Origin of the sequence: Micromonospora vulcania (genome assembly GCF_042658605.1) — a bacterium.
GTDB lineage: Bacteria > Actinomycetota > Actinomycetes > Mycobacteriales > Micromonosporaceae > Micromonospora > Micromonospora vulcania.
This window is the reverse complement of sequence record NZ_JBHSQS010000035.1, coordinates 29,602-42,079: the sequence shown is the minus strand read 5'-3', so window position 1 is coordinate 42,079 and position 12,478 is coordinate 29,602. Positions and strand designations below refer to the sequence as shown.

The 12,478-nt window shown below is 73.4% G+C and carries 11 protein-coding genes; 7 read left to right on the top strand and 4 right to left on the bottom strand.

What is annotated here, in order from left to right; translation table 11 throughout:
* Nucleotides 1-105 precede the first annotated feature (105 nt).
* Complete coding sequence (locus tag ACFQGL_RS30235) at nucleotides 106-795, bottom strand: TIGR03089 family protein (protein ID WP_377516043.1); 690 nt, start codon at nucleotides 793-795, stop codon at nucleotides 106-108.
* 154 nt (nucleotides 796-949) lie between these two features.
* On the opposite strand from ACFQGL_RS30235, the gene ACFQGL_RS30230 reads away from it, so the two are divergent.
* Both ACFQGL_RS30230 and ACFQGL_RS30225 read left to right on the top strand, forming a co-directional pair.
* On the top strand, nucleotides 950-2,095 hold the full coding sequence (locus tag ACFQGL_RS30230) for a glycosyltransferase family 4 protein (RefSeq protein ID WP_377516042.1): 1,146 nt from the start codon (nucleotides 950-952) through the stop codon (nucleotides 2,093-2,095).
* A 98-nt stretch (nucleotides 2,096-2,193) separates the two neighbouring features.
* Nucleotides 2,194-3,285, top strand: coding sequence for a mannose-1-phosphate guanylyltransferase (locus ACFQGL_RS30225; protein WP_377516041.1), 1,092 nt, complete (start codon nucleotides 2,194-2,196; stop codon nucleotides 3,283-3,285).
* Here the strand turns inward: ACFQGL_RS30225 and ACFQGL_RS30220 are convergent.
* Complete coding sequence (locus tag ACFQGL_RS30220; RefSeq protein WP_377516046.1) at nucleotides 3,254-3,853, bottom strand: NUDIX hydrolase; 600 nt, start codon at nucleotides 3,851-3,853, stop codon at nucleotides 3,254-3,256. The two genes, ACFQGL_RS30225 and ACFQGL_RS30220, sit on opposite strands and share 32 nt — an antisense overlap.
* Before the next feature lie 54 nt (nucleotides 3,854-3,907).
* Between ACFQGL_RS30220 and ACFQGL_RS30215 the strand changes: the two genes are divergently transcribed.
* Both ACFQGL_RS30215 and ACFQGL_RS30210 read left to right on the top strand, forming a co-directional pair.
* Nucleotides 3,908-4,966 carry a hypothetical protein gene (locus ACFQGL_RS30215; protein WP_377516040.1) on the top strand — a complete coding sequence of 353 codons (1,059 nt, stop codon included), beginning with the start codon at nucleotides 3,908-3,910 and terminating at the stop codon, nucleotides 4,964-4,966.
* Nucleotides 4,967-5,258: 292 nt separating this feature from the next.
* Nucleotides 5,259-6,257, top strand: coding sequence for a winged helix-turn-helix domain-containing protein (locus ACFQGL_RS30210; RefSeq protein ID WP_377516039.1), 999 nt, complete (start codon nucleotides 5,259-5,261; stop codon nucleotides 6,255-6,257).
* A 12-nt stretch (nucleotides 6,258-6,269) separates the two neighbouring features.
* Here ACFQGL_RS30210 and ACFQGL_RS30205 read toward each other — a convergent pair whose 3' ends face one another.
* Entirely contained in the window at nucleotides 6,270-7,358 is a 1,089-nt protein-coding gene (locus ACFQGL_RS30205) for a coenzyme F420-0:L-glutamate ligase (protein ID WP_377516038.1), read from the bottom strand.
* On the bottom strand, nucleotides 7,355-8,302 hold the full coding sequence (gene cofD, locus ACFQGL_RS30200; protein WP_377516036.1) for a 2-phospho-L-lactate transferase: 948 nt from the start codon (nucleotides 8,300-8,302) through the stop codon (nucleotides 7,355-7,357). The genes ACFQGL_RS30205 and cofD overlap by 4 nt, the downstream gene beginning before the upstream one ends.
* A gap of 98 nt (nucleotides 8,303-8,400) precedes the next feature.
* On the opposite strand from cofD, the gene ACFQGL_RS30195 reads away from it, so the two are divergent.
* The 3 genes from ACFQGL_RS30195 to ACFQGL_RS30185 all read left to right on the top strand — a co-directional run bounded on the left by ACFQGL_RS30195 (nucleotide 8,401) and on the right by ACFQGL_RS30185 (nucleotide 12,441).
* Entirely contained in the window at nucleotides 8,401-9,387 is a 987-nt protein-coding gene (locus ACFQGL_RS30195; protein ID WP_377516035.1) for a hypothetical protein, read from the top strand.
* Nucleotides 9,388-9,490: 103 nt separating this feature from the next.
* On the top strand, nucleotides 9,491-12,001 hold the full coding sequence (locus ACFQGL_RS30190) for a bifunctional FO biosynthesis protein CofGH (RefSeq protein WP_377516034.1): 2,511 nt from the start codon (nucleotides 9,491-9,493) through the stop codon (nucleotides 11,999-12,001).
* Between the two features lie 161 nt (nucleotides 12,002-12,162).
* Complete coding sequence (locus ACFQGL_RS30185) at nucleotides 12,163-12,441, top strand: hypothetical protein (RefSeq protein WP_377516033.1); 279 nt, start codon at nucleotides 12,163-12,165, stop codon at nucleotides 12,439-12,441.
* The last annotated feature ends 37 nt before the right edge of the window (nucleotides 12,442-12,478 follow it).

The window sequence follows — 12,478 nt, the reverse complement described above, 5'->3', positions numbered from 1 at the left end:
GGCGCGGCGGGGCGGCGGGCGCAGCGGGGCGCGGGCGCGGGCGCGGCGGGGCGCGGGGCGCGGCAGGGCGCGGCGGGACGGGAGGGAGAGCGGGGCTGGGTGGGGTTAGGGGAGGGGGTGGGTTACCTGTTCTGTGGTCAGGCGGGTGGGGAGGCGGGTGGGGTCGAGGTTGGCGCAGAGTACGACGCTGGCGGCCTGGGTCAGCGGCGCGAGCAGCCAGTCGACCGGGTCGGGGTATGCCGTGGCATTGACCAGGATCCGTGCGCCGCGCGTGATGCCCAGCTCCGCGGCGCGGGTCTGCGCGTGGGCGAGCAGGCGCTCGTCGGCGGGGCCGGGGCCGGGCTGCGGCGTGAAGTGGTCGCCGTGCCGGCGTACCTCGACCACGTAGTCGACGAACCCGGCCGGCGTCTGGCGCAGCGGGGCGGCGAGTGGGAGAAGCCCGAGCGCGTACCTGTCGCCGGTCGGCCAGGACTGTGCCTCGTCGGCCCGGTCGGCGGCGGCGAAGAGCACGTCCACGTCGCCCGGCTTGTCGAGCACGTTCAGCTTGGCCGACCAGCAGCCCAGCAGCACCGCTGCGGTCTGCCAGTGCGGTGGCAGCAGCGCTCCGGCCGGGTCGCCCGGGCCGAGGCCGACCTCGTCGACCAAAAGGTTGGCGGTCTTGGACACCCAGTTCGCCAGGGTCGCGCCGGATAGTTCGGTGCGGTCGCCGCTGGCATCGTCGTACCAGGTCAGCAGCGGTCGGGTCGGGTCGGTCGCGATCGCGTCGGCGAACACCCGGGCAATGTTGTCGGCCATCGGCGCGAACGATACGCCCCTGTGGGCCGTACTCGAAGACGATGACAAGTCGGCGTACCGTCGGGTCGCAGTCAGCGTCGGGACCGTGCTCCGGCGTAGGCTTGGCCCCCGGAGTGTTGTTCCCCACAGACCTGCCAGTGCAAGGAGTCGCCCCGTGACCGCCGGTCGCCCGCCCCGCGTGCTCATCGACGCCACGAGTGTCCCCGCCGACCGTGGCGGTGTCGGTCGCTACGTCGACGGCCTGCTCGGTGCCCTCGGCAAGGTGTGCGGTTCGGGGGTGGAGTTGGCCGTCGTCAGCCTCCGCACCGATCTGGAGCGGTACACTCGGATGCTGCCCGGTGCGGAGATCATTCCCGCCCCGGCCGCCGTGGCGCACCGCCCGGCCCGGCTCGCCTGGGAGCAGACCGGCCTGCCGTTGCTCGCCCAGCAGGTGGGTGCGCACGTGCTGCACTCGCCCTTCTACACCTGTCCGCTGCGGGCGGGCTGCCCGGTCACGGTCACCGTGCACGACGCGACGTTCTTCACCGAGCCGGAGCACTACGACAAGTCCCGCCGGACTTTCTTCCGCAGCGCCATCAAGACCTCGCTGCGTCGCGCGGACCGGGTGATCGTGCCCAGCAAGGCCACCCGGGACGAGCTGATCCGTCTGCTCGACGCCGACCCGACCCGGATCGACGTGGCCTACCACGGGGTCGACCAGGCCGCCTTCCACGCGCCCAGCGAGGAGGAGAAGGCCCGGGTGCGCGCTCGGCTCGGGTTGGGCAACAGCAGCTACGTCGCCTTCCTCGGTGCCAAGGAGCCGCGCAAGAACGTCCCCAACCTGATTCGCGGTTGGGCACAGGCGGTGGCCGACCGGGCCGACCCGCCGGCGCTGGTGATCGCCGGTGGTCAGGGGCACGACGACGACATTGATCGGGCGGTGGCCGAGGTCCCGTCCCATCTGCGGCTGCTGCGCCCCGGCTACCTGCGCTACGCCGACCTGCCCGGCTTCCTCGGTGGCGCGTTGGTCGCCGCCTACCCGTCCTACGGCGAGGGGTTCGGGCTGCCGATCCTGGAGGCGATGGCCTGCGCGGCCCCGGTCCTGACCACGCCTCGGCTCTCGCTGCCCGAGGTGGGCGGCGACGCGGTCGCGTACACCTCGGAGGACCCGGCCCAGATCGGTATCGATCTGGCCGCCCTGCTGGACGACGAGCACCGCCGGTTGTCGCTGGCGAAGGCCGGTTTCGACCGGGCCAAGGAGTTCACCTGGGAGTCCAGCGCCGAGGTGCACATCGCCGCCTGGAGTCGCGCCCGCTCCTGACCGTCGACACCCCGACGGCAACCCGCCCGCTCCTGACCGTCGACACCCCGACGGCAACCCGGCCACTCCGGCCGCGCTCGGTCGGGCATGATGTGCGGATGCTCTATGCGGTCATCCCGGCAGGTGGCAGCGGCACGAGGTTGTGGCCGTTGTCCCGCGCCGGCCACCCCAAGTTCCTCCACCCGCTGACCGGCACCAATGCTTCGCTGCTCCAGGCGACCGTGGAGCGGCTCGCGCCGCTGACCACACCGGACCGCACCCTTGTGGTCACCGGTGCCGCGCACGTCGCGGCGGTGGCCCGGCAGCTGACCGGGTTGCCCGAGGAGAACATCCTGGTCGAGCCATCGCCCCGGGACTCCTGCGCGGCGATCGCGCTGGCCGCCGCGGTGATCGCGCAGCGCGATCCGGACGCGGTGATGGGCAGCTTCGCGGCCGACCACCTCATCGGCGACCCGGAGAGCTGGGTGCGGACCGTCCAGGAGGCGGTCCGCGGCGCGGAGCACGGCATGCTGATGACCGTCGGGATCACGCCCACGCGACCGGAGACCGGCTACGGCTACCTGGAGACCGGCGACCAGACCGACGACGCCCCGTGGCGGCCGGTTGCCGAGTTCAAGGAGAAGCCGGCGGCCGAGATCGCCGAGGCGTACGTCCGTTCGGGCCGGCACCTGTGGAACGCGAGCATGTTCGTCTGGCGGGTGGACGTGTTCCTCGCCGAGCTGGCCCGCCAGCAGCCGGCCCTGCACGCCGGTGTCGCCACGATCGCCGCGGCCTGGGGCACGCCGGAGCAGGACGAGGTGCTCGGCACGGTCTGGCCGACCCTGCCGAAGATCTCCGTCGACTACGCGGTGATGGAGGGCGCGGCCACCGCCGGACGGGTTGCCACCGTTCCCGGCGATTTCGGGTGGAACGACGTCGGTGACTTCCACACCCTGGGCGACGTGCTGCCGGCCGACGCGACCGGCAACGTGGTGCTCGGCACCGACGCCAAGTCGGGTGTGCTGCTGCGGGACAGCACCAACCTGGTGGTGGTGCCGCAGTCCGGCCGGTTGGTGGCCGCACTCGGAGTGCACGACCTGATCGTGGTGGACACCCCGGACGCGGTGCTGGTGTGCCCACGTGACCGCGCCCAGGACGTCAAGGCCCTGGTCGACGAACTCAAGGAGCGGGGCGAAGAGGGCTACGTCTGAGTGCCGCGAGGGCCGGCTCGACAAGTTGTGCGGTCCCGCCGGCCAGCGGCTCAGGCAGCTGGTCCGGCGGGAACCAGCCCAGCGCCTCGGACTCGTCGCTGACCTGTTCCACGGCGGCGGGCGGGGCGAGTACGGCGAAGCGGACGTCGTAGTGGTGTGAGCCACCCTGGCAGCGCACCGGGTGCACGTCGATGTCGATCGGCACCGGGTCGATGCGCAGCCCGGCGATCCCGGATTCCTCGGTGGCCTCGCGCAGCGCGGCGCCGGCGAGGGTCTGGTCGACGGGCTCGCAGTGCCCGCCGAGCTGCACCCAGCGTCCGAATTTGCCGTGCAGGCAGAGCAGTACGCGCGAACCGGTCGAGTCCAGCACCAGCGCGCTGGCGGTCACGTGCCCGGGGACGTGTTCCCGGATCATCGCGATCGGGCCGGCGGCGAGCAGCGCGAGGGTGCGCTCCCGTGCGGCGGCAGCGGCCGGGCGGGTGGGCTGCCAGCCGTCGAGCAGCGCGGTGGCGTCGGCGTGCAGAGCCGCGTACGCCTCGGGGTCGGTCGGATGAGTGGGTCCGGTGATCGCGATGTCGGGCACCCCGTCACTGTACGAGCGGACCCTCCGTACCCTGGCGCGGTGACCCTGCGACTCCTCGAATTCGTGGTGGCCGGTAACGAGGCCAGTGACCTGCTACCGGTGCGGTCGGCGAAGCTGCTGCGGGCGTACGGCGCTCGACGGGGCTTCTGGACCGTGCTGGACGAGGGGCCGGTGGAACGCTGCCTGGCGCTGCTGCTGGAGCTGGACGACGGCGAGTGGACGGCCCGGCACGTGCTGGCGGACGCCGGTGTGGAGAACGGCCGGACCGAGGACGGTGAGGCGCTCGCCCACCACGACGGCTGGGTGTACGTCTTCGGCTCCCACTTTGGCTCGAAGGCCGGCCCGCTGCGCCCTCGACGTGCCTTCGTGGCCCGGTTCCGGGAGGACGACGCGGTTGCCGGCACGGTGCCGGTGCACGTGGTGCGCAACTCGTTTCGCCTGCACCGGGCGGTGAACGACGCGCTGGCCGCCTCGCCGCTGACCTCGTTGCCGCCGGGCAAGCGGGTGCGGGACCGGTTCATCGTCGAAACCCTGGCCCGGGGGACCGCCAAGGCCAAGAGGTGGGTACGCCGGCTGACCCCGGACGACCTGCCGCTGAATGTGGAGGCGGCGACCTTCACCCCGGCCGGCACGGTACTGCTCGGGCTGCGTTTCCCGGTCACCGAGGCTGGTGAGCCGATCCTGGTCGAGGTGGCCGATGTGCCGGGAATGTTCGCGGCGGAGCCGGTGTGGCCGCGTGCGCTGGGGGTGTACGCGCTGACCGGGGTGACCCCGTCGGGCGCGCTGACCGGGTTCCGGGCGATCACCCCGACCCCCGATGGCGGGTACGCGGCCGTGATCGGGTCGATCGACGCGCTGGGCAAGGGTTCGGTGCTGCTGGACGACCATCCGGGCGGGGGTGACGTGACTTCCCGGCATGTGCGGTTCCGGCTGCCGGCCGGCGAAGCGCGGGTCGCGGCCCCGGACCGGCATCTGCTCGCCGGTGTGGTGGTGGCGGACCTGGCGCCGTTCCACCACGTCGAGGGGTTGGCCGAGCTGGACGGGCGGCCCTTCTACGTCACGGACGAGGACCACCGGGTCGCGCTCTGGGTCGGCTGAGCCGGGCGGCGGCAGGAGGCGACGCGTGGATGACCGGGACGGCACCTCTGCGGAGAAAGAGCCGCAGACCCTCGTGGTGCCGCCCGGTCACCGGTCCTCCCCGGCCCCGGTGCCCCAGCGCCGGTGCGTCTGCGACGCGCCGGTGCCGTGTTCGGGCACTGGAAGCATGCCGAACCGCGCCCGGAGGCGTCGAGGTTTTTCAGCCCAGGCTTAAACGTGGAGATAACTGCCGGCCGAGTAGAGTGCGAACGGTCACCCGGCATCCCCCTGTCCGGTGGCACAGGAGCACTCCATGCTGAAGATCTACTTTTCTGGGGAGGACATCCTCCGGACCCGGGTTGCACCGGCGGCGGACCCGGTCTGGGAGTCGGTCCTCAGCCTGCACGCGTTGCTGGGCCGCAGCAGCGACCCGCTCACGGCGGCCTGGCGACGCACCGTGGCCCGGGAGCTGCGCCAGGACGCCGCCTCCGAACAGCTCCGGCTGCTCTTCGCGTTGAGCCCGCCGCGCGGATACTTCCCCGACTTCCTCACCCCGTACGCCAGCGTGGACGGGTTCGAGGCCGGGCTCGACGCGGTCCGCAGCACCCCCATCGAGCTGTTGAACCGCGACCTGAGCGTGCTGGCCACCGAGAACTCGCTGCCCTCCTCGGCCGCCGCACTGGCCCGGGGCGAGGTGGCGGCACTGCACCATCTCGCCGAATCCATGGAGCGGTACCGGTCACTGGCGATCAGCCCGTACTGGAGCCGGATCCAGGCCGCCGTGGCGGCGGACCGTACCCGCCGGGCCCGGGCCCTGCTCGACGGCGGGGTCGAGGGGCTGCTCACCAGCCTCCGACCGGCGATGCGCTGGGAGAGCGGCGTGCTTGAGGTTCGCGACTACCCGCAGAGCCGGGAACTGCACCTGGACGGCCGAGGGCTGCTGCTGGTGCCGTCGTACTTCTGCGCGAGCACCCCGGTGGCGCTGTTCGATCCGGCGCTGCCGCCGGTGCTGGTCTACCCGGTGGACCGGCTGGGCGGCCTGGCCCCGGCCGACGGCTCCGGATCGGCCGGTCCCGGCGCGGGCCGCGAGTCGCTCGCCGCACTGCTCGGCCGCACCCGCGCGGCGGTGTTGCAGGCCAGCGACGACGGCTGCACCACCGGTGAGGTGGCCCGCCGGCTCAACATCTCGCCGGCGGCGGCGAGCCAGCACGCCACCGTGCTGCGCAACGCCGGCCTGCTGGTCAGCCAACGGGACCGCAACACGGTGCTGCACACGTTGACGCCGCTGGGCCGGGCCATGCTGGACGCCTGACCCGGCCGGTCGTCAGAGGGCGAGCGTGCCGCTGGCCGGGCTGCCGGCGGGCGGGGGCAGCAGGGTGGACCCGATGCCCTCGGCGGCCAGGGCGACGCGCAACCGGTGCAGGTCGGCGCCGAAGCGGACCAGGTCCATCGGTTCGAGCGGCGCCGGTGGCGACCCGAGCACCAGAGCGGTGGCGTCGGCCGGCCAGCCGGGCACCTCGGCGATCAGGCCGGCGCGTACCTCTGCCTCGTCGACCAGGGTGAAGACCGTGCCGGGGGCGACCAGCCCGGCCACCGCGTCGATCGCCCGCCGCACCGCGGCCGGGTCGGCCGGCGTCGGGCCGGGGCCGTCCGCCAGGGCGGCGGCGTCGGCCAGCCCGGCGGCCCGGGCCTCGGCGGTACCGAGCGCGAAGAGGTCCTGCGCGGCATCGCGGACCAGCGCCCGCGCGCCACCCGAGTCGTCCGGGCGGGACGCGGAGAGGTAGCCGCGCACCACCGCGACCGGGACCTGGTCGCACTTGCCCTTGATCAGCTCGCCGGCGCCCGCCAGCTCGTCCACCACGGCCATCTGGGTCAGTTGCAGCTCGTTGCCGTACGGATCCACCTCGCCCCGGTGGTCACGGATGGCCGGCATCCCGGCGACCCCGAGCGCCACGTCGGTGAGCCCGTTGCGCCAGGGCCGGCCCATGGTGTCGCTGACGATCACGGCGACATCCAGGTCGTAGCGTTCCCGCAGCGCGTCGCGTAGCCCGCGCGCCGAGGCGTCCGGGTCGACCGGCAGCAGCACCAGCCGGGTCTTGTCCACGTTCGACGCGTCGATGCCGGCCGAGGCCATCACGAAACCGTGGTGGGTCTGCACGATCCGGGTCGGCCCCCGGCTGGCCACCACCCGGGCGGTCTCCGAGGCGAGCACCTCGTCCCGCGCGGCGAGGCGCTCGGGCCCGTCCGCCGGGACGTCGACCAGCCGCCCCTCGGCCTTCGAGACGATCTTGCTGGTGACCACCAGCACGTCGCCGTCGCGAAGCCAAGGCGCCGAGGTGGCGATCAGCGCCGCCAGGTCGTCGCCCTCGGTCACGTGGCCGATGCCCAGCACCGGCAGGATCTCCAGCCTCACGTCAACTCCACCGCGGCGCGGACCATCGCCGCCGTCGCCGCCTCGTCGGTCATCCGCAACGGCACCGCGCGGACCGTCACCTCCGGCACCACCGTGCCCGCGTCCTCCTCGGCGACCAGCCAGCCGTCCAGCAACCCGCCGGCCTTACGCCCCCCGTAGAGCCGGCCGACACCGGCCGCGCTGCACTCGACCCCGAGCACGTCGAGGCAACGGTCGGCCATCCCGCGCACCGGGGCACCACCGATGATCGGCGAGATGCCGACCACCGGCGCGGGCCCGTCGGCCACCGCCTCGCGTATCCCCGGCACGGCCAGCACCGGCGCGACGCTCACCACCGGGTTGCTCGGCGCGACCAGCACCAGATCGGCCGCGCCGATCGCCTCCAGCACCCCGGGCGCCGGCTTGGCCGCCTCGGCGCCGACGAAGATGAAGCGTTCGGTGGAGATGTCCGCCCGGTACCGCACCCACCACTCCTGGAAGTGGATCGCGCGCTGGCCCTCGTCGTCGTTCACGACCGCATGGGTCTCCAGCCGGTCGTCGGTCGCCGGCAGCAGGCGTACGCCCGGATCCCACCGGGTGGCCAGTGCCTCGGTGACCGCGTGCAGCGGGTAGCCGGCGTTGAGCATGGTGCTGCGCACCAGGTGGGTGGCGATGTCCTTGTCGCCCAGGCCGAACCAGGTCGGCTCCGCCCCGTACGCGGCCAGCTCCGTCTTGACCGTCCAGCTCTCCCCGACCCGGCCCCAGCCCCGCTCGGGATCGGCGCCACCGCCGAGGGTGTACATGACGCTGTCCAGGTCGGGACAGATCTTCAACCCGTGCAGCCACAGGTCGTCGCCGACGTTGACCACGGCGGTCACCTCGGCGCCGACCGCGCGGGCGTACGCCCGGACGCCGAGCAGGAACCGAGCGCCGCCGATGCCGCCGGCCAGAACCACGATGCGCATGTCGACCATCCTCGCGCACGTGACGCCTCCGGTCCGCCGCTGGTCGGGGAGACTAGGCTCACGTGCGCCCTGTCCGTCCACGCCCCGAGGGGGAGTTCGTGACCAGCCCCGCCGAGCCCGCGTCCACCGACGCGTCGCAGGCCCGCCAGTTGACCAAGCCGCTCCGCGAACTGGCAGCGCTCGCGCTGCTCGGCGCCAACGCCGTCTTCCTCTTCGTCGGGTTGCTCCGGCTGCTGGCTCCGAACGACTACAGCTCCTTCGACGACCGTTCGGGCAGCGCCTTCTTCGCGTTCATCGGCATCGAGGCGGTGGTCCTGCCGCTGCTGGCCGTACTGCTGGCCACCCACATCTCCCCGGTGCTGCCCAAGGCGAAGCTGATCACGCAGGTGGCCCTCGGCGAGTACGCGTTCAGCGCGCTCTTCGGCACCCTCACGATGCTGATCTGGACCGTGGGCCGGCTGGCCAAGGCCGAGGTGCTCGACGCGCTGCTCGGCGTGCTCACCCGGTTCGGCTGGCTGGTCATCTTCGCGGTCGCCGCCTGGGTGGTCTTCACGCTCTGGCGCACCCTGTACTACGTGCCCAAGCCCAAGCCCCAGCCGGGCGTCTACGGGCAGCCGCAGGCGGGCTGGCCGCAGCAGCAGGGTGGCTGGCCGGCGCCGGGGCAGCCCGGTGGCCAGCCGGGCGGTTGGCCGACCCCCGGTCAGCCCGGTGGCCCCGGTCAGTCCGGCGGCTACCCTCCGGCGCAGTTCCCCGGCCAGTACGGCCAGCCCTCGCCCCCGTTCCAGCCGTTCCCGCAGTCAGCGCCGCCGTTCCCGCAGTCAGCGCCGCCGTTCCCGCAGTCGGCACCGCCGGCCGGGCAGTCCGTGCCGGCGTACCCGGCGGCCCCGCAGTCCGCGCCGCCGGTGAATCCCGCGCCTCCGACGCCGTCCGCGCCGCCCTTCGGGCAGCCGCCGTCGGCCGACCCCACCCAGGCCATCCCGCGCCAGTCCGCCGACCCGACCGAGGTGATCTCCCGCCCCGCCGACGCGGACGACGACCGGACCCAGCAGATCAAGCCGGGCGACCACCCGGAGCAGCCGCGCTGACGTCTCCATGATCTAGGGGTCCGGCTGTATGGGAAGCGTGCCGATTCGCACCCTGCGGGCCGGGGTCGGTAAAGCGGTCGGGCGCAGCGCATAGGCTGAGCGGATGGTTGATCGCACCCACTCCGGCCCGAGCGACGCGAGCGTGCGGCGGGCCCTGGGCCGGGCCGCGACCGGGCGGGCGCTGGACGTCGACGAGGCGACCGCGTTGCTGGCCGCCCGCGGTGACGCGCTCGACGAACTGTTCCGGGTGGCCGGTGGGATCCGTGACGCCGGGCTGCGCGAGGCCGGGCGGCCCGGCGTGGTCACGTACTCCAAGAAGGTCTTCATTCCGCTGACCCGGCTCTGCCGGGACCGTTGTCACTACTGCACGTTCGCCACCGTGCCGCACCGGCTGCCGGCGCCGTTCCTGGATCGCGACGAGGTGCTGGCGATCGCCCGAGCGGGCGCCGCGCAGGGCTGCAAGGAGGCCCTGTTCACCCTCGGCGACCGGCCGGAGGAGCGCTGGCCGGCGGCCCGCACCTGGCTGGACGAGCGCGGCTACGACTCGACTCTGGACTACCTGCGCGCCTGCGCGGTCGCCGTGCTGGAGGAGACCGGGCTGCTGCCGCACCTCAATCCGGGGGTGCTGTCCTGGTCGGAGCTGCAACGACTCAAGCCGGTCGCGCCGAGCATGGGCATGATGCTGGAGACCACCGCGACGCGGCTCTGGTCCGAGCCGGGCGGTCCGCACTTCGGCTCGCCGGACAAGGAGCCGGCGGTCCGGCTGCGGGTGCTCGACGACGCCGGCCGGGTCGGGGTGCCGTTCACGACCGGCATCCTGATCGGCATCGGGGAGACCCCGGCCGAGCGGGTCGACGCGCTGTTCGCGATCCGCCGCGCCCATCGGGAGTACGGCCACCTCCAGGAGGTGATCGTGCAGAACTTCCGCGCCAAGCCGGACACCGCGATGCGCGGCATGCCCGACGCGGAGCTGCACGACCTGGCCGCGACGGTGGCGGTGGCCCGGCTGCTGCTCGGCCCGAAGGCGCGGATCCAGGCCCCGCCGAACCTCATCGCCGGCGAGTACGACCTGCTGCTGCGGGCGGGTATCGACGACTGGGGCGGCGTCTCCCCGCTCACCCCGGACCACGTCAACCCGGAACGCCCCTGGCCGCAGATCGACGAGCTGGCCCGGCACACCGAGCTGGCCGGGTTCACATTGCGCGAGCGGCTGACCATCTACCCCGAGTACGTGCGTGCCGGCGACCCGTGGCTCGACCCCCGGCTGCTGCCGCACGTCAGCGCCCTGGCGGATCCGGCCACCGGGCTGGCGGTCGAGTCGGCTCGGCCGCAGGGCCGTCCGTGGCAGGAGCCGGAGGAGGTGTTCGGCGGGCGTACCGACCTGCACGTCACGATCGACACCACCGGCCGTACCGATGATCGGCGCGGTGACTTCGACAGCGTCTACGGGGACTGGGCCGAGGTGGCCACGAAGGTGACCGCCGGGCCGACCGCCCTCGCCGGCGACCACGACCTGCGGGCCGGGCTGCGGCTGGCCGCCGACGACCCGGCAGCGCTGCTGGACCCGGGTCACACCGATGCCGCGCTGGCGCTGTTCGGCGCGGACGGTCCGGCGCTCGACGAGTTGTGCCGGCTGGCCGACGACGTACGCCGGGACGCGGTCGGCGACGACGTCACGTACGTGGTCAACCGCAACATCAACTTCAGCAACGTCTGCTACGTCGGTTGTCGGTTCTGCGCCTTCGCCCAGCGTGAGCGGGACGCCGACGCCTACCGGCTCTCCGTCGAGCAGGTCGCCGACCGGGCCGCCCAGGCGTGGGACGCCGGCGCCAGCGAGGTCTGCCTCCAGGGCGGTATCGACCCGAAGATGCCGGTCACCGGCTACGCCGACATCGTGCGCGCGATCAAGGCCCGGGTACCGGAGATGCACGTGCACGCGTTCTCCCCGATGGAGATCGTCACCGCTGCGGCGAAGGCGGGAGTGCCGGTTCGCGAGTGGCTGACCCAGCTTCGCGAGGCCGGGCTGGACACCATCCCGGGCACCGCCGCGGAGATCCTCGACGACGACGTGCGCTGGGTGTTGACCAAGGGCAAACTGCCGGCCGCCGCCTGGGTCGATGTGGTCAGCACCGCGCACGAGCTGGGCATCCGGTCCAGCTCCACGATGATGTACGGCCACGTCGACCATCCCGGGCAGTGGCTGGCGCACTTCCGGGTACTGGCCGGGGTGCAGGACCGTACCGGCGGCTTCACCGAGTTCGTGGCGCTGCCGTTCGTGCACACCAACGCCCCGATCTACCTGGCCGGCATCGCCCGGCCCGGGCCGACCTGGCGGGAGAACCGGGCGGTGCACGCGATGTCGCGGCTGCTGCTGCACGGCCGGATCGACAACATCCAGTGCTCCTGGGTGAAGCTGGGCGACGAGGGCACGGTCGCGATGCTCCAGGGCGGCTGCAACGACCTGGGCGGCACGCTGATGGAGGAGACCATCTCCCGGATGGCCGGCTCCGACAACGGGTCGGCGCGTACCGAGGAGCAGTTGCGGGCCATCGCGAAGTCCGCCGGTCGTCCGGCGCGCAAGCGCTCGACCGCGTACGGTCACGCCCGGCCCTGAGATCGAACCTTTCCCCGCCGCCGGCCGTACCAAGCGATGCCGGCGGCGGTCGCGGCGAGGATCGCCGCCGGTGTCCCCCAGGGGCCCGGCGGCGTCGGCAGGCGGCACCGGACCCGTCCGTCACCGCGGGCGCGTTCGCGCCGCCGCCGGAAAGGTTGTCCATGACCAGTGATCAGCGGAAGCGGCCCTGGCCGCGCCTGACCCGCCGGCAGACGTTGACCGCCGCGGCCAGCGCCACCCTCGGCGCCGCCGCGCTCACCGTGCCGGGCCTGTCGGCCGCGCAGAACGCGCCCGGCGCGGCGGCGCGCGCCGACGAGCCGATCGTCGTGCACCTGCGCGACGCCGCCTCCGGGACGATGGATGTCTTCGTCGGTGAGTCCCGGATCGAGGTACGAGACCGCGGCCTGGCGGACCGGCTGCGGCGCGCCGCACGGCGCTGACCCGACGCTCCGCCCGCCACCCTGTTTCCCGCTCAGT

Coding starts and splice junctions, on each gene's coding strand:
- ACFQGL_RS30235 (WP_377516043.1), bottom strand. CDS start 795: ATGGCCGACAACATTGCCCGGGTGTTCGCCGACGCGATCGCGACCGAC.
- ACFQGL_RS30185 (WP_377516033.1), top strand. CDS start 12,163: ATGACCAGTGATCAGCGGAAGCGGCCCTGGCCGCGCCTGACCCGCCGG.
- ACFQGL_RS30210 (WP_377516039.1), top strand. CDS start 5,259: ATGCTGAAGATCTACTTTTCTGGGGAGGACATCCTCCGGACCCGGGTT.
- ACFQGL_RS30225 (WP_377516041.1), top strand. CDS start 2,194: ATGCTCTATGCGGTCATCCCGGCAGGTGGCAGCGGCACGAGGTTGTGG.
- cofD (WP_377516036.1), bottom strand. CDS start 8,302: ATGCGCATCGTGGTTCTGGCCGGCGGCATCGGCGGCGCTCGGTTCCTG.
- ACFQGL_RS30190 (WP_377516034.1), top strand. CDS start 9,491: ATGGTTGATCGCACCCACTCCGGCCCGAGCGACGCGAGCGTGCGGCGG.